The 18,896-nt window shown below is 61.2% G+C and carries 33 protein-coding genes; 31 read left to right on the top strand and 2 right to left on the bottom strand.

What is annotated here, in order from left to right; all coding sequences use genetic code 11:
- Positions 1-129: 129 nt before the first annotated feature.
- From J5X93_RS19505 to J5X93_RS19440, 14 genes are all read left to right on the top strand, one after another.
- Positions 130-447, top strand: a complete 318-nt coding sequence (locus tag J5X93_RS19505) for a hypothetical protein (protein ID WP_250033919.1) — start codon at positions 130-132, stop codon at positions 445-447.
- Positions 444-827, top strand: a complete 384-nt coding sequence (locus J5X93_RS19500) for a hypothetical protein (protein ID WP_250033916.1) — start codon at positions 444-446, stop codon at positions 825-827. The genes J5X93_RS19505 and J5X93_RS19500 overlap by 4 nt, the downstream gene beginning before the upstream one ends.
- Positions 821-1,117: a hypothetical protein gene (locus tag J5X93_RS19495; RefSeq protein ID WP_250033913.1), complete on the top strand. Its 297-nt coding sequence runs from the start codon at positions 821-823 to the stop codon at positions 1,115-1,117. The genes J5X93_RS19500 and J5X93_RS19495 overlap by 7 nt, the downstream gene beginning before the upstream one ends.
- Positions 1,114-1,338 (top strand): hypothetical protein, encoded by a 225-nt coding sequence (locus tag J5X93_RS19490; RefSeq protein WP_250033912.1) that lies wholly within the window; start codon positions 1,114-1,116, stop codon positions 1,336-1,338. The genes J5X93_RS19495 and J5X93_RS19490 overlap by 4 nt, the downstream gene beginning before the upstream one ends.
- Positions 1,335-2,081 carry a phage antirepressor gene (locus J5X93_RS19485; protein WP_250033909.1) on the top strand — a complete coding sequence of 249 codons (747 nt, stop codon included), beginning with the start codon at positions 1,335-1,337 and terminating at the stop codon, positions 2,079-2,081. Before J5X93_RS19490 ends, J5X93_RS19485 begins: the two co-directional genes overlap by 4 nt.
- Complete coding sequence (locus J5X93_RS19480; protein ID WP_250033908.1) at positions 2,078-2,476, top strand: hypothetical protein; 399 nt, start codon at positions 2,078-2,080, stop codon at positions 2,474-2,476. The genes J5X93_RS19485 and J5X93_RS19480 overlap by 4 nt, the downstream gene beginning before the upstream one ends.
- Positions 2,473-2,703 (top strand): hypothetical protein, encoded by a 231-nt coding sequence (locus tag J5X93_RS19475; RefSeq protein ID WP_250033906.1) that lies wholly within the window; start codon positions 2,473-2,475, stop codon positions 2,701-2,703. The genes J5X93_RS19480 and J5X93_RS19475 overlap by 4 nt, the downstream gene beginning before the upstream one ends.
- Positions 2,700-3,497, top strand: a complete 798-nt coding sequence (locus J5X93_RS19470) for a helix-turn-helix domain-containing protein (protein WP_250033904.1) — start codon at positions 2,700-2,702, stop codon at positions 3,495-3,497. The genes J5X93_RS19475 and J5X93_RS19470 overlap by 4 nt, the downstream gene beginning before the upstream one ends.
- Complete coding sequence (locus J5X93_RS19465) at positions 3,478-4,278, top strand: ATP-binding protein (RefSeq protein WP_161551443.1); 801 nt, start codon at positions 3,478-3,480, stop codon at positions 4,276-4,278. The genes J5X93_RS19470 and J5X93_RS19465 overlap by 20 nt, the downstream gene beginning before the upstream one ends.
- Positions 4,275-5,669 (top strand): replicative DNA helicase, encoded by a 1,395-nt coding sequence (locus J5X93_RS19460; RefSeq protein ID WP_250033902.1) that lies wholly within the window; start codon positions 4,275-4,277, stop codon positions 5,667-5,669. The genes J5X93_RS19465 and J5X93_RS19460 overlap by 4 nt, the downstream gene beginning before the upstream one ends.
- Positions 5,656-6,159, top strand: a complete 504-nt coding sequence (locus J5X93_RS19455; protein WP_250033900.1) for a hypothetical protein — start codon at positions 5,656-5,658, stop codon at positions 6,157-6,159. The genes J5X93_RS19460 and J5X93_RS19455 overlap by 14 nt, the downstream gene beginning before the upstream one ends.
- A complete protein-coding gene (locus J5X93_RS19450; RefSeq protein WP_250033897.1) occupies positions 6,156-6,443 on the top strand; it encodes a hypothetical protein in 288 nt (95 codons plus the stop codon). Before J5X93_RS19455 ends, J5X93_RS19450 begins: the two co-directional genes overlap by 4 nt.
- Positions 6,440-6,829, top strand: a complete 390-nt coding sequence (locus J5X93_RS19445; RefSeq protein WP_054572660.1) for an antiterminator Q family protein — start codon at positions 6,440-6,442, stop codon at positions 6,827-6,829. Before J5X93_RS19450 ends, J5X93_RS19445 begins: the two co-directional genes overlap by 4 nt.
- A 225-nt stretch (positions 6,830-7,054) precedes the next feature.
- The gene (locus J5X93_RS19440; protein WP_016489223.1) at positions 7,055-7,564 is read left to right on the top strand and encodes an acyloxyacyl hydrolase; all 510 of its coding nucleotides are present in this window, start codon (positions 7,055-7,057) and stop codon (positions 7,562-7,564) included.
- Between the two features lie 316 nt (positions 7,565-7,880).
- On the opposite strand, the gene J5X93_RS19435 is transcribed toward J5X93_RS19440, so the two are convergent.
- The gene (locus J5X93_RS19435) at positions 7,881-8,069 is read right to left on the bottom strand and encodes an ECs_2282 family putative zinc-binding protein (RefSeq protein WP_009685283.1); all 189 of its coding nucleotides are present in this window, start codon (positions 8,067-8,069) and stop codon (positions 7,881-7,883) included.
- A gap of 117 nt (positions 8,070-8,186) precedes the next feature.
- Between J5X93_RS19435 and J5X93_RS19430 the strand changes: the two genes are divergently transcribed.
- From J5X93_RS19430 to J5X93_RS19350, 17 genes are all read left to right on the top strand, one after another.
- Entirely contained in the window at positions 8,187-9,008 is an 822-nt protein-coding gene (locus J5X93_RS19430; protein WP_250033894.1) for a hypothetical protein, read from the top strand.
- 54 nt (positions 9,009-9,062) lie between these two features.
- Complete coding sequence (locus J5X93_RS19425; protein WP_250033892.1) at positions 9,063-9,437, top strand: putative holin; 375 nt, start codon at positions 9,063-9,065, stop codon at positions 9,435-9,437.
- Positions 9,438-9,719: a phage holin family protein gene (locus J5X93_RS19420; protein ID WP_196187950.1), complete on the top strand. Its 282-nt coding sequence runs from the start codon at positions 9,438-9,440 to the stop codon at positions 9,717-9,719.
- Complete coding sequence (locus tag J5X93_RS19415) at positions 9,719-9,937, top strand: hypothetical protein (protein WP_250033890.1); 219 nt, start codon at positions 9,719-9,721, stop codon at positions 9,935-9,937. The genes J5X93_RS19420 and J5X93_RS19415 overlap by 1 nt, the downstream gene beginning before the upstream one ends.
- A gap of 60 nt (positions 9,938-9,997) precedes the next feature.
- A complete protein-coding gene (locus J5X93_RS28390) occupies positions 9,998-10,354 on the top strand; it encodes a hypothetical protein (RefSeq protein ID WP_349666373.1) in 357 nt (118 codons plus the stop codon).
- On the top strand, positions 10,345-10,719 hold the full coding sequence (locus J5X93_RS19405; RefSeq protein ID WP_250033885.1) for an HNH endonuclease: 375 nt from the start codon (positions 10,345-10,347) through the stop codon (positions 10,717-10,719). Before J5X93_RS28390 ends, J5X93_RS19405 begins: the two co-directional genes overlap by 10 nt.
- Positions 10,720-10,871: 152 nt before the next feature.
- Positions 10,872-11,348 carry a phage terminase small subunit P27 family gene (locus J5X93_RS19400; protein WP_043206542.1) on the top strand — a complete coding sequence of 159 codons (477 nt, stop codon included), beginning with the start codon at positions 10,872-10,874 and terminating at the stop codon, positions 11,346-11,348.
- Positions 11,349-11,351: 3 nt separating this feature from the next.
- The gene (locus J5X93_RS19395; RefSeq protein ID WP_250033881.1) at positions 11,352-13,079 is read left to right on the top strand and encodes a terminase large subunit; all 1,728 of its coding nucleotides are present in this window, start codon (positions 11,352-11,354) and stop codon (positions 13,077-13,079) included.
- Between the two features lie 11 nt (positions 13,080-13,090).
- Positions 13,091-13,255 (top strand): hypothetical protein, encoded by a 165-nt coding sequence (locus J5X93_RS19390; protein ID WP_178113773.1) that lies wholly within the window; start codon positions 13,091-13,093, stop codon positions 13,253-13,255.
- Positions 13,248-14,582 carry a phage portal protein gene (locus J5X93_RS19385; protein ID WP_250033663.1) on the top strand — a complete coding sequence of 445 codons (1,335 nt, stop codon included), beginning with the start codon at positions 13,248-13,250 and terminating at the stop codon, positions 14,580-14,582. Before J5X93_RS19390 ends, J5X93_RS19385 begins: the two co-directional genes overlap by 8 nt.
- Positions 14,579-15,325 carry an HK97 family phage prohead protease gene (locus J5X93_RS19380; RefSeq protein ID WP_250033877.1) on the top strand — a complete coding sequence of 249 codons (747 nt, stop codon included), beginning with the start codon at positions 14,579-14,581 and terminating at the stop codon, positions 15,323-15,325. The genes J5X93_RS19385 and J5X93_RS19380 overlap by 4 nt, the downstream gene beginning before the upstream one ends.
- 9 nt (positions 15,326-15,334) lie before the next feature.
- The gene (locus tag J5X93_RS19375) at positions 15,335-16,591 is read left to right on the top strand and encodes a phage major capsid protein (protein ID WP_250033874.1); all 1,257 of its coding nucleotides are present in this window, start codon (positions 15,335-15,337) and stop codon (positions 16,589-16,591) included.
- A 41-nt stretch (positions 16,592-16,632) separates the two neighbouring features.
- The gene (locus J5X93_RS19370; protein ID WP_023381836.1) at positions 16,633-16,854 is read left to right on the top strand and encodes a hypothetical protein; all 222 of its coding nucleotides are present in this window, start codon (positions 16,633-16,635) and stop codon (positions 16,852-16,854) included.
- A gap of 3 nt (positions 16,855-16,857) precedes the next feature.
- Positions 16,858-17,334, top strand: coding sequence for a head-tail connector protein (locus J5X93_RS19365; RefSeq protein WP_250033871.1), 477 nt, complete (start codon positions 16,858-16,860; stop codon positions 17,332-17,334).
- Complete coding sequence (locus J5X93_RS19360; RefSeq protein WP_250033868.1) at positions 17,334-17,675, top strand: phage head closure protein; 342 nt, start codon at positions 17,334-17,336, stop codon at positions 17,673-17,675. The genes J5X93_RS19365 and J5X93_RS19360 overlap by 1 nt, the downstream gene beginning before the upstream one ends.
- On the top strand, positions 17,668-18,162 hold the full coding sequence (locus J5X93_RS19355) for an HK97-gp10 family putative phage morphogenesis protein (protein ID WP_250033865.1): 495 nt from the start codon (positions 17,668-17,670) through the stop codon (positions 18,160-18,162). Before J5X93_RS19360 ends, J5X93_RS19355 begins: the two co-directional genes overlap by 8 nt.
- Positions 18,159-18,527 carry a DUF3168 domain-containing protein gene (locus J5X93_RS19350; protein ID WP_250033863.1) on the top strand — a complete coding sequence of 123 codons (369 nt, stop codon included), beginning with the start codon at positions 18,159-18,161 and terminating at the stop codon, positions 18,525-18,527. The genes J5X93_RS19355 and J5X93_RS19350 overlap by 4 nt, the downstream gene beginning before the upstream one ends.
- A gap of 110 nt (positions 18,528-18,637) precedes the next feature.
- Here J5X93_RS19350 and J5X93_RS19345 read toward each other — a convergent pair whose 3' ends face one another.
- A complete protein-coding gene (locus J5X93_RS19345) occupies positions 18,638-18,886 on the bottom strand; it encodes a hypothetical protein (protein ID WP_250033862.1) in 249 nt (82 codons plus the stop codon).
- Between the last annotated feature and the right edge of the window lie 10 nt (positions 18,887-18,896).

Below are 18,896 nucleotides of genomic sequence, written 5' to 3'. Positions count from 1 at the left end.
TTCATTTCCCAGTTTTTGCTGTCCGGCTGACTTTCTTCCGGGCAACAAAAAACCCGCCGTAGGAAGCGGGTTTCTCTAAGCAGTCCACGCCAATGGACTTTTTGAATCTTCGTTCTGTAGGAGGACGAGATGCACCCAGAAAATACCACTGCGCCATCAGTGGCGCAACTGCCAACCCTCAAGAAGATGGAGTTCGGCGACCCTGATCTCCAGGGGGCACGCTTGTTTGTCATCCAGGAAGGTGTCGACCTGGTTGATGGTTTGCGCTTCGCAGCGGACCTCGGCGACGGTGTTCATCAGTTGGCCAATCGGCTGGCTGCATCCATCAACGATGGTGAGCTGGCATACCTCAGCGAGGTTCGCGCTCTGGCATTCCTGGGAGAGGTGGCGAGCACATTGACTCGCGCCAGTCAGTACGCGCTGCAGAAGATGGGAGAACAGCCATGAGTAAGACGATCCCGAGCTTCAGCGACCTTCTGTTGAGCGTTGAAAACCAGTTTCCTTCCGAATGGCAAAAAGACGCCTGCCTGACTGAAGTGCAGGTCGAGCAATTGGAGCGCATCAGCAGCGCCGCCTCGGAAAGCGCCGGAATGATCACGTCCGGACTTGCGGCGCTTGGCGAGCTTCTAGCCTGGGTCGGCACCACTGGTGAATTTAGCAATGAATCGCTCACCAGTACCGGCTGGTTGATTCAGCATCTTGCCGACACAGCTGGCCAGCTTCACCACGAGAGCCAGTGCGCCGACTACAAGCTGCACACCTTGCCACGATCGGCGCCACAAAAGACGACCACCGTAAAACGTGGCGCGGGAGGTGCGGCATGCTGACCGTGCGACGCGAACTGATGCCATTGCCGGTTTACGGTGAGATTGTGCAGGACGTAATCCTCTCTGCCGAGGAGATCGCCCGGTTCAATGAAGCCCGCGAGGCGTTCCGAGCCATCAAAGCCTTGTACTGGGCGCATGTTGTGCCGGGCCTCGGCGGTTTCGAAAACCCTGTCGTAGGAGAGCTGGAGCGCCAGTTGGAGGTCGTTGTCTTTTCGACGAGCAACTTCTTGTTCCCGCACCGCAGCGCGTCCGCCTTCCATGAAGCAAAGCATGTGGGAGGTGCGGCATGATCCCGGAAACCACTCTGCCCGATCAGGTCGAGAACGCGGTTCTGGTCGTGAACCGCTTGGCCAAGATCGCCCTCAACAACGAGGCCCTGCGCGGAAGCGATCCGGCACCGCAACTTGATGAGGCGGACATCGAGGCGATCTTGCATGGGATCGTGCTGATCAGCGACCAGTTACACAAAGGCTTCTGCGAGGTCATGAACTCGCTGGAGAGACAGTCATGAGCCTGCCTTCTACCACCTTCACCACCATGGACACCACCGAGCTGCTGGCGCTAGTCAACGAGGCTCGGGCTGCGTTCGGCGAAGGTTCGGTCCGTCACAACGATTTCGTTGGGCGCTGCAAGGACGAGCTCGACGGCGATTACTACGAAACTTTCGTAGTGCAAAATTTGAACAATACCCAGTCCGAGGGGCTTCGGCTTACCGCCGACCAATGCAAGTTGGTCGCCATGCGCGAGTCGAAGGGCGTGCGCCGTCGTGTGCTCTCCCGCCTGAATGAACTGGAAGGTCAGCAATCGCGCCCGATGACCCAGGCCGAGCTCATCGCTGCCAGCGCAAACCAGCTGGTGGCGATCGAGCGTCAGCAGGCCGCCCATCAGGTGGCGCTGGAGCGAGTTGAGGACCGCACGACCAAGCTCGAGCAAGTGCGCTACCTCGACTCGGTGCCCAGTGGCTTCGAGACCATCACCACGATCCGTGACCGAATCAACAATCGTCACGGTCTTCCGGCCTGGGTGGTGAACGCCGTCATGCGTGAGGTGACCGGCGCGCCGCTGCCGTTCGCAATGGTGCGCAGTCGGCATTCCGACGAAGGAGGGCAGCCATTCGCTATTTGGCCAAAGCCAGCGATCACCCGTCGATTCGACCAATTTGTCGAGCAGTGCACCTACGTCACGGCGGAGCGCGCCACCCATCCAGAAATTCCCCAGGGACGGTTCAAGATTCGCGCGAGGCAGACCCCATGAAGAAACCCACCAAGAAGCAGCTTGAGGCGCTGGTCATCGAGCTATCGATCCAGCACCACCAGGCGGACCTGGCCGTGAAACGTCGTCGCTACGACCTGAACGAGGAGTACGCCTGCTATTTCCGTGTGTGCGGGGAGATCGAGCCGGGCTTTCGCGGCATACGTCCCGATGATCCTCGCTACGCGGGTGTTGTGGCGTACACGGCGGACGCCTACGAACGCCTTCTGCAGGCCAAGCAGGCCCGCCGCAGTGCCAAGCGCCGTCTGGATACGGCAGTGCGCCGCCTGATGATTCTGACCGGTGCCAGCTTCGCTGTGCCGGATGCTGCGCCTGCCAAGCGTCCACCGCCGCGAACGGTACGTCGCACCACGATCCACGGGGAGACCCTGCAATGAACAACCCGTCTACCCCCCCCCAGGCGCTCCAGCAGGGCGCTGGCGCAACGATCATCAGCGGCCCATGGCCGACCTACGCCCAGTTCAAAGGCCTTCCGGATCGCGATCGCTGGGTGCTGTATGGCTCGGCCAAGGCATATCGGGCAGCCCTGGAAGACCAAGGCCTGGTGATGAGCGAGAGCTACGACCAGTTCGTGCGCCGGGTTACAGAGGAGCTTGAGCTGTGAGCGTCCAAGCTATGACCTGGGCTTTGCAGCAGCAGGAGGTGGTGGAGTCGCACGCACGCCACGTCCTGCTGTGCCTGGCCAACTATGCCGACCAAGACGGACGGGCGGCGTTTCCATCGGTGTCGCGTCTGGCGACCGATACCGGACTGAGCACGCGGACGGTGCAGTATCGCCTCCGCGAGCTGGAGCAAACGGGTGTGATTCGCCGTGGCAACCAGGCAATTCCCGTCGCTTACATAAACCAGCGCGACCGCATTCCTGTTTGCTATGACCTCGCCATGGAACGGGGTGCACAGCATGCACCCGGTGCACGCCACGACGGAACGGGGTGCACGCCAGAACACAACGGGGTGCACGCCACGACGGAACGGGGTGCACAGCATGCACCCGAACCACCAATTAACCACCAATTAACCACCCATAACCATAAAGAAGGCGATGGCGCCTCAGCTGGCGGGAAAAGTAAGCGCAAGACCAAGGAGAGCTTCGACCCGCTGACGGCCAAGCCGGAGAACTGTTCCGATCGCGCCTGGGCCGACTTCTGCGAAATGCGCAAAGCAAAGCGTGCGCCGCTCACCAAGCGCGCATGTGACCTGATTGCCAAAAAACTGGAGGGGCACCAGAACGCTGACGCGGTGCTCGACAAGTCCACCCTCAGCTGCTGGACCGATGTTTACCCAGAGTCGACAGCGAACGCTGCCGCCAGGTCAGGCAGGCCGAACTCTTACAGCAACCTCCCTCAGCACACCGATGACATGTACCAGGAGAGCCACGATGGCCGAGCGAATTTCTGATCTGTTCCACCGCCGCCCAGCCATGCGGATCTACTCAGGCGAGTGTGCCGTACATGGCCAGGTCGACATGAGCGAGATTGAGCAACTGGACGGCTCCATGCTGGCGCGTGGCTGCAAGCGCTGTCACTGGGAGGCCCTGCACACGGCCCCGCGCGATTCTGAGGTGCACACCCAGGCCAACGCCCAGCGTAAGGCGGAAAACGTCATGGCGGCGCTGATAGGGGCTGGAATCACCCCGCGCTTTGCTGGCGCCACGTTCGACAGTTACCAAGCCGAGACTGATCCCCAGCGCAAGGCGCTGGCCAAGTGCCGGACCTATGCCGAGCAATTCCCCGAAAACTTCCGGGCCGGTCGCTCGCTGTTGCTGACCGGCAACGTCGGCTGCGGCAAGACGCACCTGGCTAGCGCGATTGTGCGCACCGTGGTGGCTGACGGCGCTGCCGCCCTGATCGTCCCGGCCGGGGAAATTGTGAGCATCGCCCGCGCCTCGATGGTTCCAGGCTCTGGTTACACCGACCGCGACGTGGTGGTTCACCTGGGAGGCCTGAACCTGCTGGTGATCGATGAGGTTGGTTGCCAGAAGGGCAGCGAGTACGAGCTGGGCCTGCTGCACAGCATCATCGACCGCCGGTACCAGGCGGTACTGCCCACCGTGCTGATCAGCAACCTGAGCGCCGAAAGCCTGAAGTCCTACATCGGCGACCGCGCCCTTGATCGCTTGCGGCAGAACGGCGGGCAACAGGTTGGCTTTACCTGGTCCTCGATGAGGGCAGCGGCATGACCGAGTTCTTCAGCATTCCCGCCGAGCAGGGCGTACTGGGCTCGATCATGCTGGCCAGCCTGCAGCAGGATGCCGGTCTGGTCGAGGACATCATGGGCCAGCTCTCTTCGGTTGACTTCCACCATCCCGACCATGCTGCGCTCTTTGAGGCAATGAACGACTGCAAGGAACGCAGCATGCCCATCGACCCGGTTACCGTTGATGCAGTGCAGCGCCGTCTGCCAAGCGGCAACAACACATTGGCCTATGCCGCTGACCTGACCAAGAACACCCCGTCGCTGGCCAGCTGGAAGACCTACGTCAAGCACGTCAAGGACTGGAGTGTGCTGCGGCGCATTCTGGCCGTGCACGACGTTGCGGTTGAGATGATAAGCGCCGGTGAGCCGACCGCCGATGTGATCGCCGCCGCCCAGCAGGCCATGGCCGACCTGCGGAACCTCGATGGCGAGCACAAGGAGTTCAAGCGCCTGGATCAGTGGATGGGTGATGCCGCTGACCTGATTGACCAGAAGCACCAAGGCGTGGCACCGAAGTGGCCCTCCACAGGCCTCGAAAGCCTGGACAAGCTAGTACGTGGCATTCGTCCGAAGAAGGTGACTGTGATTGCCGGCCTGCCAGGGAGCGGCAAGACCACCCTGGCCCTGCAGGTCGCCCAGTACAACGCTGTGAAGGAGCGGAAGCCCTGGCTGGTGTTCTCCATCGAAATGCCTGGTGAAGAACTGGGGCTGCGTGCCATCGCATCGCTGGGTGGCATCGACTTGGCCAAGCTGGACGAGCCGGATCGCATGCGAGAAGAGGATTGGGCGAAGTTGTCTGGCTCTGTAGCCATCGCTCTGGATGCGCCGCTGTTTGTCTGCGATGACCCAGTGCAAACCCCGGCGACCATTCGGGCCACAGCCAGGCGCTGCCAGCGTGAGCACGGCCTGGCCGGGATCGTGGTCGATTACCTGACCTTGGTGCGTAGCGAGCGTGGCGGCCGATCTCGCACCGAGGAGGTGGGCAAGATCAGCAAGGCCCTGCTGCAGCTAGCCAAGGAAATGGGTATCCCGGTCATCGAGTTGGCCCAGCTGAACCGAGACTCGACCAAGCGCCCCGGGAAGAAGCCCCAGTCCAGCGACCTGCGCGACTCGGGCGAGATCGAGGCCGACGCCAGCTGCATTCTGATGGTCCACCGCGACATGGATACCGAGCACGGCAAGAACGGCCTGACCGAGATCCTGATGACCAAGTGCCGCCATGCGAAGGTCGGCAGCTGCGTTCTGCAGCAGGAGGGCCAGTACAGCCGATTCGCAAACTTCGAAGGCTCTATGCCGACTGACGATGATGTCGAAATGGGGCGAGAGAGCTATGCCCAGCGCCATAAGGGGAGCAAACGCCATGAAACTTTCTGATCTGTGGCCAGGCCGCAAGCCGCCAGCCCGTACGCCTGCAAAGCCGGTCGTCTCGGTGATCGTGACCAAGCGTGCTGGCGCCGAGCAGCCTGTTGCCACTGGCAATACCCCTGCGCCAGCTGCTGCCCAGCGCGGCCCTATCGAGCTGCCCGCCACCCTGGCCGAGTGCGAAGCCCTGCATGAGCAGTTGGTTACCGACGCCATCCGGCTGGAGCTGGCGCTGGCTCAGGCTCAGGAGGGCGCTGCTCAGGGAATCCCCTACAACCGTAGCTGGTACAACCGGGCCAAGGCAGCGCTCAAGCACATCAACCATGACCGCGCCCGCGCCCTGTACCGCTGTGGACAGTTGCGTAAGGAGGCCAAGCAGCAATCCCAGCAGGGCCTGGACCGGATGATCCTTGACGTGATCAAGGAGTCGATGCCGGCTGACCAATTTCTGGGGTATGTGCGAATTGCCGAGGCCCGTGCGGCCCAAGGGGTTTCTCAATGAGCAACGTAACTGTGGCATTGCCGCGCAAAAGCCTGACCGCCGTGGAGTGCAAGTTCCTCAAGGTGGGCAACCGTATGCTGCTGGAGCAGAACAATGGCCGGATCGCCTCAGCGGCCCTGATGGACATCGTGGCTGACTGGCACGCCGCGCGCGCCAATGTGGGCTTCGAGCAATTCGCCAAGGGCTGGATCACCGAAGGGAACGCCAAGAACAAACACGCTGACAAGCTGCTGCGAGAGCTGTTCGGCCTGGAAACCGACCCAACGCCCCGGAGGGCTGCATGAAGAAAAGAACCTACGTGGACAAGATGCTGGGCGATACCGAGTACTTGCTCGAGCAGTGGGGCTGGTGGCGGATGTGCGAGATGGGCGTGCCACGGTACGTCTCACCCCTGTATGCGCTCATGCGGGACAACGTCCCATCCGAGGGTGGTGCGCGCCAGCATGTGATCACGGACGATCTGGCGCTGGTCGTGGATGGTGCTGTTGCAAGGCTTGTGAAGCGCAACCAGCAGATGGGGGACTTCGTGTGGGCGTACTACGGCTACAAGCAACCGGCTATGCGGGTAGGTCGGGAGGCTGGAATGTCCGAGCGCAAGGCCCGAGAGATCATCAAGGCTGGCGTTGCATGGATCGACTGCGCCCTCGAAGAAATTCGAGAAGCTGCGTAAAAAGTTCTATGCGGGCGGATAAACACCTGTTTTCATAGCAGCGTGTCCAGCTTGCAAGCAACGCGACACAGAGGAACCCCGGCCATTGTGTCGGGGTTTTGTGTTTTTGAGGGGGCTTCGATTCAGGTAGCCCTCCAGAAAAAGCATTTTTCTTGTATGAGGGAACGATTTGATAGCGCTATGATTCTGATAGGTTGCTACTCAATAATATGGAAGACCGTGAGTATGAAAAACGTTCTCGCCGTTGTGGCGCTTTCCCTTTTCGCTGCGTCCGCCGGGGCGGCTGAGTTATCCGGAGCGCTTGGCGCGACAGGCCAAGGTGGTCTTACAGCGCGCGTCGGCATTGGCTTTAACTGGGACAAAAGCTGGTTTGAATCCAGTACTGGCCGTCTAACCGGTTATTGGGATGCTGGGTATACCTATTGGGAAGCAGGAGATGCTTCCGGTGGCGCTCACTCGCTGTCCTTTGCGCCAGTTTTCGTTTACGAGTTCGGCAGCGGTAACGTGAAGCCATTCGTTGAGGCTGGCATCGGCCTGGCGGTCTTCTCTGGTACATCCGCAGGTGACCAGGACTTTGGTTCGGCCTTCAACTTCGAAGACCGCATCGGTGCGGGCTTGAAGATCGGCGAGACGCAGAAGGTTGGTATCCGAGCGATTCACTACTCCAACGCTGGCATTAAGCAGCCCAACGACGGTATCGAGTCGTACTCGCTGTTCTACAGCCACCAGATTTAAAAAAGCACGATCCCTCTTTGCCCGCCCTGTGCGGGCTTTTTTATGCGGATGACACGCTCAGGCAGCTGGGCTAAGTCGGTAGTGGCGTCGATCAAAGCCGTGCGCTCCCTGATCGGCTACGCGATGAGAGTCTGGGGTATGTGACCCAGCGATCCAGGCCACCAAGCCGGGTATGCACCGGCCCTCCGCACCCATTCCAAGCCTCGGTATCTGCCGGGGCTTTTTCGTATCTGGAGGCTGTATGGAAAAGCTACAGCTCGACGTTGAGGTTGAGGGCGCCGCTGACTTCCTGCGCCCTCTGGGCGAAACGCTCAAGTCACTTGAACAGTTTCCCGAGCTGCCGCTCCAGGTCTTTCGTGACCTTGTCACCCACAGCCTTCATGAGCTTTCCGTAAGTCTCGACAGCGCCGCATTTGCCGCAGGTGACCTTCGAGTTGTTGTTCGGCCTAGCCGGAACCTCGAACTTGTCACTGCCGCACTTGGCGCACTTGAGGGTTACCTTCATCGTTTTTCGCTCCGTGAAACGTCTTGTGTGGAAACTCGACGATAGCACGGAGCCACCTTTCTACCCATTCCAAGGGCTCGCCATTTCGGCGGGCCTTTTTCGTTTCAGGAGCCTGCCTTGGACGTCAACGTTATTCAGAGTGCCGATTATGTTCCCGGCATGTCCGGCTACCGCCTGGATCTCAAGGCGGGCGTCATGGAGATCAATAGCGGTCATATGGCTGTCGGATCTTTGCCCAGCGACCCGCAGATGATCACCGTCACCGCCAGCGAGTGGCCAGAAAGCGAAGTCCCGGCAGGGGCTAAGGCCCGCCTGGCGTTCTTGCAGGAGCAGATCGGCAAGGTGCCGGTCGAGTTCCGCGCTGATGCCGAGTTCTCGACCGAGGATATTTCGTTCGATCACGACGGATCGGACATCCGCACCACGCTGACCTACCGGCGCCTTGAGACTGATCAGGAAGCAGCAGAACGGGTTGCCCGTCAGGCCGGGCCTGGCATGACCATCAATGCTGACGGCGTGTGCATCACGGCCAACGGCAAGGTCGTCGTCAGGCTGGGCCGCTGCATGGATGATGAGCGGCCTGCCGAACAGCCATGTCGTGACGATGACAGCGAGGGCGAACTGCGTGATGCGCTGGCTGACTGGAAGCCAGGCGAAGGATTGCTGGCAGGAAAGCTCCTGACGACTGCTGATCGGTTCGCAGTGAGCATGGCGAAGAACTCCCAAGGTGATTACATCTGCACTGGCATTGGCCTTGGCGTCGATCCTGCCCGGAGCGAAACCAAGGATGGCTTGGCGGATCGACTGCATGAGATCTCCAGCCAGATCGCCGAAAGCGAGCTTGGTCAGGAGCTCCGTTCCAAGATCGATGCGGTTGATACCGTCCGTGAAGTCATCCGCAAAGAGCTCCGCCCTGGCGGCATGCTGTTCCGCCGCTGATCTGCTGTGTTTAGCCCGCCATGAGCGGGTTCATTTTTCTATGGAGCATCACCTATGGCCGAGCCAAGTACCGGCGCCCTTGCAGTGACCGGCGTACTTGCCAGCGTCGGCCTGGGTGCTTTCTTCCCTGAGTTGGACCTGGCCACCCTGGTGGGCGCGTTCGGCGGGGCTTTCTTCTACGTGGTGTACGCCCGAGACATCGGCATGCTTCGCCGCATTGGCTACCTGCTGGCCGGCTGGATTGGCGGCTACCTCGGTGCTGCTGAGATGCTTGGCCGGGCTTGGACCCAGACAGCAGGCTTCAGCGCCTTCGTCTGTGGCGTTCTCTGTGTGGTCACGTTCTCCGGCTTGTTGGAGTGGATGCAGACAGGGCAGATGCCACGCTGGCTGCAATGGGTCTTCCGCCTGCGGGCCAGGAAGGAGGGTTGAATGGTTGCCGTTATCCAGGCCGCATTGTGCGCCGTCATCTTCGTGATGATCGGCCTGCGCTATCGGCCGTATCCAGATGCCCGCTACAAGCTTGGCATATCGCTGATGGCGTGGGCGGCCTGCGCTGTGACGGGCATGCAATGCGTCAGCCTCGTTGGCCGCATGGTGATGCATGACGATTTCGCCGATGCCTCCTGGTTCAACACTGCGTTCTACCTGCTGGCCGCCATCTTGGTGTGCCGGGCCAAGGGGAATGTCGCCAAGATCGTGAGGGTTGATTAATGAAGAGCGCCGAGCAATCCCGCCTCAAGTATCTGTTGTCATCGCGCCCGTTGATCGTGAAGCGCGAGGGCATGCATGTGTGCCTTCACGACGCTTTCAGTGGAGAGGTGCTGGCAGGCCAGACCAAGGTCCAGCTCATCCAAGAGCCTGGCGAGGTGACGCGCTTGGTGGTCGAGTTCAACTGCGACGGCGAGTATGTTCGCCTGCAGGGTGAGTGATGTCCTGCAGCGGATGCGCCGCCCGGCGCGAATGGATCAACAAATGGACAAAGGTGGCATATGAGCGAGCAAGAAACCTTTTCACACCAGATCGAGAAGCTGAGCCCGAAGAAGGGCGACCTGTTGGTGGTCAGCGTTCCGTTCCCGATCAAGACGGAGGTGCGCGAGCGACTGACTCAGCACCTGGCAGCGACAGCTGATCGACTCAAGTGTGAGCTGATCGTGCTTGAGGCGGGCATCACCGCCCAGCTGCAGCCAAGCGTCAGCGACTTACTGGACGAACAGCGCAAACAGACCGCACTGCTCGAGCAGATCGCCACCCAGAACCTTGCGCTGATCGAAGCGCTGGCAGACGGTGAGGGTGCTGACCCTGATGCTGAACCGCGGTCCTACCTGGATGGCACGCCATGCCGTTAAGGCCGCAACGCCCGTGCAGAGCCCAAGGTTGTCGATCGTTACACCGCAATGCCAATGGTTACTGTGACGGCCACGCAGGCCTGGCTGCCGAGCAGGCCAAAGCCTGGGCTACACGCAAGGGCTCAGGTCGTGGCGGCCGCCCATGGCGCCGGCTGCGTGATCGCATTCTCAAGCGTGACCAGTACCTGTGCCGGTGCGACGACTGCACCAGGCTGGGAAGGATTCGCGAGGCTGATGAAGTTGACCACATCGTCGCGCTGGCCCACGGCGGCACAGACGATGACTGCAACCTCAGAGCCATCAATCACGACTGCCACAGGGCGAAGACGCAGCGGGAGTCAAGAGGGCGCGCACGGGGCGGCTGAAGCACGTCAAAACCCCGATTTCTGCACGTTTTTGGGGCAAAACACGCCCTGATGGGGTGGGGTACCCTCAAAGTCTGGAGCTTTTAGCTCGGACACCGCGCCCTCAGTCGTTTTTTTACACCCGCGAAATATAAAGTTTAGTGGAGGCGCCGATGCCAGGGGTTGCCGGGCGCTCCGGCCGTCGCCCAAAACCCACGGCCCAGAAGGCGCTGGCCGGTAATCCCGGCAAGCGCAAGCTCAACATGGACGAGCCTGACTTTGCTCTGGTGACCAATGTCGACCCGCCCGAATGGCTGTGCGAACACGCCACTCGGGTTTGGGAAATGCTGGTGCCGGAATTGCTGCGAGCCAAGGTTCTGGCTCTGACCGATATGCACAATGTCGAGGCGTTCTGCACTGCGTACGGTAACTGGCGGCTTGCTCAAGACTCTGTCCGGGAACATGGCGTCGTAGTCGCGGGAGCCACAGGCGGGCCGGTGAAAAACCCGGCGCTCACCGCCGCCAACGAGGCCATGCGCCAGATGGTCACTTTCGGCTCGATGCTTGGGCTCGATCCCGCGAGCCGCACGCGCATCATCGGCGGCAACAAGCAGAAGACAACGAACCCATTCGCAGGCTTGCTCGAGTGACCAATGGCCAGGACCAAGTACACCAACGTCGACAAGGCGATGGCGTGGGCAAGGTCCGTCCTGAAAGGCAAGTTCCCGGCCTGCCGCTATATACACCAGGCGATCGAGCGGCACTTTGACGACGTAGCGGCCAGCCGCTCCAAGAGCTACCCATACAAGTTCGACCCGGCCAAGGCCGAGAAGAAGCTGCGCCTGATGCAGCTGCTGCCCCACACTAAGGGCGAATGGGCGTTCAAGCGGCAGTTGATCACGCTTGAGCCATGGCAGCTCTTCGGCCTGGCCTGCACTTTCGGCTGGATCCGGAAGAAGGGCGGGTACCGGCGTTTCCGCGAAAGCTACTGGGAAGTGCCGCGCAAGAACGGCAAATCAGTGATTGCCGCCGGCGTCGGCATCAGCATGTTCACCGCCGACAACGAATTTGGCGCCGAGGTGTACTCCGGTGCGACCACCGAGAAGCAGGCATGGGAGGTATTCCGTCCTGCAAGGCTGATGGTCAGCCGTTCGCCCATGTTGATCGAGGCGGCGGGCATCGAGGTCAACGCCTCGAACTTGAACATCCCGTCCAACGGCAGCCGCTTCGAGCCGCTGATTGGTAACCCGGGTGATGGTGCTTCGCCGTCCTGCGCGATCATCGACGAATACCATGAGCACGACAGCGCGGCGCAGTACGACACGATGCTTACCGGCATGGGCGCACGCCGCCAGCCGCTGATGTTCATCATTACCACCGCCGGAGCGAACATCGAGGGGCCTTGTTACGACAAGAGGCGCCAGGTCGTCGAGATGCTCAATGGCACCGTCCCAGACGACGAACTGTTCGGCTACATCTGGACCCTTGACGAGGGTGATGACTGGACTGATCCGAAGAACCTGGCCAAGGCGAACCCCTGCATGGGCGTGTCCGTGTTTCAGGAGTACCTGGAGAGCCAGCTGGCGAGGGCGATCCGCTCGGCGCGTTTTACCAACACGTTCAAGACCAAGCATCTGAACCTGTGGGTGAGTGCCAAATCCGGCTTCTTCAATATGGAGAGCTGGAAGGCCTGCGAGGACAAGACGCTCACCCTTGAACAGTTCGAGGGCCAAGAATGGGTTGCCGGCTTCGACCTGGCGCGCAAGCTGGACATGAACTCTAGGGCCAGACTGTTCTGGCGTGAAGTCGATGGGAAAATCCACTACTACAGCGTCGGACCTGCGTTCTGGGTGCCGGAGGATACGGCCAACGACGTAGACAACAAGCGCATGTCCGAGCGCTTCCAGGCCTGGGTCAACACTGGCCACCTGGTCGCAACGCCCGGTGCCGAGGTCGATTACCGCGAGATCCTCGAGGACACCAAGGAAGCCAACAAGCTGGCACCGATCAGGGAGAGCCCGATCGACCCGCACGGCGCCACTGGTCTGAGCCATGACCTGGACGACGAGGGTTTCAACCCGATCACCATCACCCAGAACTACACCAACATGTCCGACGGCATGAAGGAGCTGGAGGCAGCCATCGAGGCGGGCCGCTTCCACCACGACGGTAATCCGATCATGACTTGGTGTATCGGGAATGTGATCGGAAAGCACCTGCCCGGCAACGACGACGTGGTGCGACCAATCAAGCAGGGTGACGACAACAAGATCGACGGCGCCGTGGCACTGATCATGGCTGTTGGATCGGTGCTGCGCCTCGCTGCCGAAGGCTCTGGCGGCTTCGACAACTTCTTCGCCAACCCTATCGTGGTTGGCTAACGGGACAACCTATGAAAACTGGCCTGATCATCTTTCTGGTGCTTGCCGCTGGCGGCTTGCTGCTGGGCGTTGCTGGCGTATATGTACTTGCCGGCCTTGGTTACGCGCTGTTGGCCGCTGCCGGTGCGCTTCTGGCTTCCGCAGGCTTCATTCGCAAGGGGCTGATCGGTGGCTAAATCTCTCTCTCAGGTTCTTGGCCAGGCGCTGGTCAAGTCCGCCGAGCCGGGCTTTGCCTCCAGTCTGGCGGGATGGGCAGGGCGCAAGATTGGCCTCGGCGACGCGGCGTTCTGGAACACCTACTACGGTACCGATTCGGCCTCTGGCAAGGTGGTCAGCCAGCAAACGGCCCTCCAGCTTTCCACGGTCTGGGCATGCGTTAGGTTGATCGCCGAGACCATCGCCACGCTGCCGATCGCCTTGTACGAGAACCAGAACGGCGCTCCGGTGGTGGCAGCCTCTCACCCGGTCAACTTCGTGATCAGCCAGCAGCCCAACGCCGACCAGACCCCGGTCGAGTTCTGGGAGAACGTCATGGCGAGCCTGTTGCTCCAGGGGAACTCATTCTGCGAGCCGCACATGAGCGGTCGGACGCTGACGAGTCTGGAGTTTCTGCTGCCACAGAACATGTCGCCACCGCGGCGCCTGGCGGACGGCTCCATCGAGTACCGCTACACGGACAACTTCGGCAAGCCTCACACGCTGACCGAGGATCAGATGGTGCACGTGCGAGCCTTCGGCGTTGACCCGCTTTGCGGCCTGTCGCCGCTGGCCTATGGGCGGCAGGTGCTGGGCTCGGCCATGGCGGCTGATGAGTCGGCGGCCAAGATGTTCGCCAACGGCATGAAGCTGGGCGGCGTGCTGTCCACCGACCAGATCCTCAAGCCGGAACAGCGCAAGGACATCCGCGAGGACATGATCAAGCAGTTCTCCGGCGCGACGAATCACGGCAAGACGATGGTTCTAGAAGCGGGCATGAAGTACCAGCAGGTCTCCATGACGCCAGAAGACGCCCAAATGCTGCAGACCAGGGCGTTCAACGTCGAGGAGATTTGCCGCTGGTTCCGGGTGCCGCCGTGGATGGTCGGGCACACGCAGAACTCCACCAGCTGGGGCACAGGCATGGAGCAGCAGATGATCGGCTTCCTGTCGTTCACCCTGCTTCCCTGGATCAAGCGCATCGAGATGTGCGCCAACCGACGCCTGTTGCGTCCTGATGAGCGCCGCCGCTTCTACGTGAAGTTCAATCCGGAAGGGCTGCTGCGCATGGATAGCGCGGCGCGGGCGGCCTTCTACAGCTCGATGACGCAGAACGGGATCTACACGCGGGACGACTGCCGCCGCAAAGAAAACCTGCCTCCGCAGGGCGGGAACGCCGCGAAGCTCACTGTGCAATCCAACATGCTGCCGATCGACAAGCTGGGTGAAGACCCCGGCGGCGCCAATCAGGCCAAGGCGGCGCTGCTCGACTGGCTCAACGACCAGCCAAGAGGTAAATCCGAATGAAATCCGCCCCCACCAGCTGGTGGTCTGGGTCCGGCGTAAAGGCGGGCCACAAGGACCGAGCAGCAGCGGTCAAATATCGCTCTTTCGACTATGACGTGAAGGCTGTCGGTGACGACGGCCTTTTTTCTGGCTACGGCTCGGTGTTCGGCGTGGTCGACAGCTACAACGAGGTTGTCGCACCAGGTGCATTTTTGGAGTCGATTGCCGAGGCTAAGGCAAAGAACCGCACCTTCCCCGTGCTCTGGCAGCACCGAACCGGCGAGCCGATTGGCAGTTGGAGCATCGACAGCCTGAAGGAAGACAACCGAGGTCTGTTCGGCGAGGGTGAGCTCTGGCTGGCTGACGCACCCTACGCCCGCATTGCCCACCGAGGTATGCAAACCCGGTCCATCACCGGCTTGTCCATCGGCTACTACGTGCGTGAGTCTAGCTTCGACGAGAAGACGCGAATCCGGACGTTGACGAAGCTGGACTTGATCGAGATCTCCATCGTCACCGTGCCTGCCAATGACGAGGCTCGGACCGACACCATCAAGTCGAAGTTGGCCCATGGCGGCCTGCCTTCGATGCCCGAATTTGAGTTGCTCCTGCGCGAGGCAGGCTTCTCGAAATCTCAGTCCACGGTGATTGCCAACCGCGGGCTGCAGCATCTGCTCCGGAGCGAGTCCGAGGGCGACCTGGCAGCAATCGAAATCGTCGAGGCGTTGAAGTCGCGCCCGGCACTTTCTCTCCCATCGCTTTGAGGATTCATCATGCACAACGCCATGAGCAACAACGCTCGCGCGGAGTACCGCCAGTTCCAGCGCAAGGAGCATGCCGACGACAAGATCCAGCTGAAGGCGGTCAATGACCTGCTCGACCAGCGCGATCAGGAGATCAAGGCATTCGCCACCAAGGCTGCCGAAGAGATCAAGGAGCACGGCACCATTCTGGCCGAGACCAAGACCATCCTCGATGGTCTGGTGAAGGACGGCTTGGGCCTGCAGGATCGCCTGCAGGAAATCGAGCAGAAGATGGCCCGCCGTTTCTCTGCCAACGACCCTGTCGACTTCAAGTCGGCTGGCGAGGAGCTGACCGAATGTGACGATTTCAAGTCGCTGCAAACTCGCGGTCGGGGCATCGTTCGAGTGGGCCGGAAAGCCGTCACCAACATCACCAGCGCTACCACCGGCACCGGTGGCGTCGGCGCGGCTATCCAGCCGACCCGCGTGCCAGGCATCGTGGTTGGGCCGGAGCGTGAGTTCACCATTCGCGACCTGATCATGCCAGGCCGCACCGGCTCGAACGCGGTCGAGTTCGTGCAGGAAACCGGCTTCCAGAACATGGCCGCGCCCCAGGCGGGTGAGGGTGCCGCGAAAGCCCAGTCTGATCTGTCCTTCGGCCTGAAGACCACCAACGTCATCACCATTGCCCACTGGTTCCGCGCCTCCAAGCAGGTGCTGTCGGACATTCCGCTCCTTCAGAGCTACATCAACGGCCGCGCGATCTACGGCCTGAAGTACAAGGAAGAAGAGCAGCTGCTCGCTGGCGACGGTACCGGCCAGAACCTGCTGGGCTTGATTCCTCAGGCTACCGCCTTCAACAACGCTTTGCGCAAGGCGGGCGACACCAAGATCGACACCCTGCGCCGCGCCATTCTGCAGGTTCGCATTGCCGAGTACCGTGCTTCGGCCATCGCCCTGAACCCGGTTGACTGGGCCGACATCGAGCTGACCAAAGACGCCAACGGCTCCTACATCTGGGTGAACGTCCAGGAAGGCGGCGTACAGCGCCTGTGGAAGCTGCCTGTGGTGGACAGCAACGCTGTGCCGGAAGGTGAGTTCCTGGTAGGCGCGATGAACATCGCCGCCCAGGTGTTCGACCGTGAGGAAGCGGCCGTCGAGGTTTCCACCGAAGACGGTGACAACTTCCGCACCAACATGGTCACCATCCGCGCCGAGGAGCGCCTGGCACTGGCGGTCTACCGCCCAGAGTCGTTCGTTCATGGCGAATTCGAAGCCACCCCGTAACCTGCCCAGGAGCGCGCCCGGGAAACCGGGCGTGACTGCATATGTCGGAAGTGAAAGTCAAAACTATCAAGGGGTTCATCAACGGCGGTGTCTATGCCAAGCGCGGTACGGAAATCACCGTTGAGGAGTTGCGCGCCCGCGATCTGCTCCGCAATGGCCTGATCGAGGAGTACGACGTGAAGAAAGCCGAGGAGCCTGAAAACAAGAAGGCCCCAGAGCCGGCCAACAAGGGCGGGAAGGGTGCAGCAACCAAGAAGGAGTGATCCATGTCCGTGATCGCCATCGACATCGCCATGCACCACCTGCTTGCCGAGCCTGAGGACCAGATCCTGGTCCAGGCTCAGCTTGATGCGGCGGAGGAGGCGGCGATGCAGTTTCTCAATCGGCGCTTCTACTTGGATCAGGTGGCTCTCGACGAAGCCCGCGCCGGAGTGCCAGCGGCCATGCAGCAAGCCAAGGAGGCGAATGCTGAGGCGGCCGCCGCCGCCGAGGCCGAGCAGGATCACACCCTGCGCTGTCGCCTGCTCGAACACGCCCGCAAGGTGCTAGCCGACGCCTATGACCAGGCCGACGCCATTGCCTACGGCATGGTGCTCAACCCTGCGATCCAGGCTGCCTGCCTGCTCAAGTTGGGCCACCTGTTCGCCAACCGTGAGGAGGTGGTCACCGGGTCGACCGCCGTCGAGCTGCCGCTGGCGTCCCAGCACCTGCTGATGCCATATCGCATCCGGATGGGTGTGTGATGCAGGCCGGCAAGCTCCGGCACCGCATCGACATTCAGGAGCTGGTGCCGGTGCGTGACCCAGTAACCTTGGAGTTCGGCGAACCGGAATGGGTGACACACTGGGAGAAATGTCCGGCACGTGTTGAGCCGTTGTCAGCTCGGGATCTCGTCGCGGCTCAGGCAGCTCAGTCCGAGGCGACCGCCCGTATGGTGATCCGCTACCGCCCAGGCGTGCTGTCCACCATGCGCATCGTCTACCGCGGCGAGGTGTACAGCATCGAAGGCCCACCCCTGGAGGACGACAAGTCCGGCCTGGAGTACCTGACGCTTCTGGTGTCGAAGGGGGTGAAGGATGGCTGATGGCGTTGAGTTCAGCATCACCGGCCTGGAAAGCCTGCTGGGGAAGTTGGACGCCGTCAGCTACGACGTTCGCCGCAAGGGCGGCCGGGCCGCATTGCGTAAGGCTGCGCAGGTTGTGATGCAGAAGGCCAAGGAAGGCGCCGAGCGTATCGACGACAAGGAAACCGGTCGCTCGATCGCCGACAACATCGCGCTGCGCTGGAATGGCCGCCTGTTCAAGCAGACCGGTGACCTGGGCTTCCGCATCGGCGTGCTGCACGGCGCGGTGCTGGCCAAGAAGGGGGAAACGGCCGACCTCTCGACCAATGCGCCGACCCCTCACTGGCGCCTGATTGAGTTCGGTACCGAGAAGATGGCCGCTGCCCCATTCATGCGTCCGGCCCTTGCCAACAGCATCGCGGAGGTGACAAACACCTTCGTCTCCGAATATGAAAAGTCGATCGATCGCGCCATCCGGCGCGCTGCGAAGAAGGCTGCATTCTCATGACACCACCGATTGTTCAGGCCTGTTTGGCTTCTCCAACGGTTACGGCTTTGCTGGGGGCTGGCGCGGATATGCGGCTCTATTCCTTTGGCGAGGCGCCGGATGCCGTGGCCAAGCCCTATGCCGTGTGGCAACTCGTCAACGGAACGCCGGAGAATTTCCTCGCCGGACGTCCGGATGTCGACGGCTTCACGCTGCAGATCGACGTGTACGGCACCACCGGCACCTCTGTGCGCCAAGTGCGCGATGCCGTCCGTGATGCCATCGAGCTGCGCGCCAATGTCACCCGCTGGGGCGGCGAAGGCCGTGACCCAACCACCAAGAACTACCGAACCAGCCTCGACGTGGACTGGATAGTCCGCCGATAAATCATGCGGCGAAGCCGCGGGAGAATGATATGCAAACAGTATTTGAAGTGGGGAAAGACGGAAGAGTGCGCATTGTCGGTGTGGTTATCACCGGCAATGCGCCAGGCTGATTAGCGCGGAGCTACACCTACGCCGCGCTTGATCGCCTCTTGAACATTGCTGAGATCTCCTCCGACGGCGTCAAGGGGTAGATTGAATGCATTCGAATCTGCGTCAGGCTGGCGAGTGTTCTTGAAGAAATCTACGTACTTGCGCAGTTCTGCCTCATCGTAGTCTGGGCGAGAACGAAGGTAGAGCGATATGGCGCCGAGTGCAGACATAACGCCAGCTTCGAATGAAGAAAGACCGGTTTTGCTCATAGGACCTCCA

The organism is Pseudomonas sp. BYT-1 (genome assembly GCF_023611805.1).
Classification (GTDB): domain Bacteria; phylum Pseudomonadota; class Gammaproteobacteria; order Pseudomonadales; family Pseudomonadaceae; genus Aquipseudomonas; species Aquipseudomonas guariconensis.
This window is presented reverse-complemented; position numbering and strand designations above follow the sequence as displayed.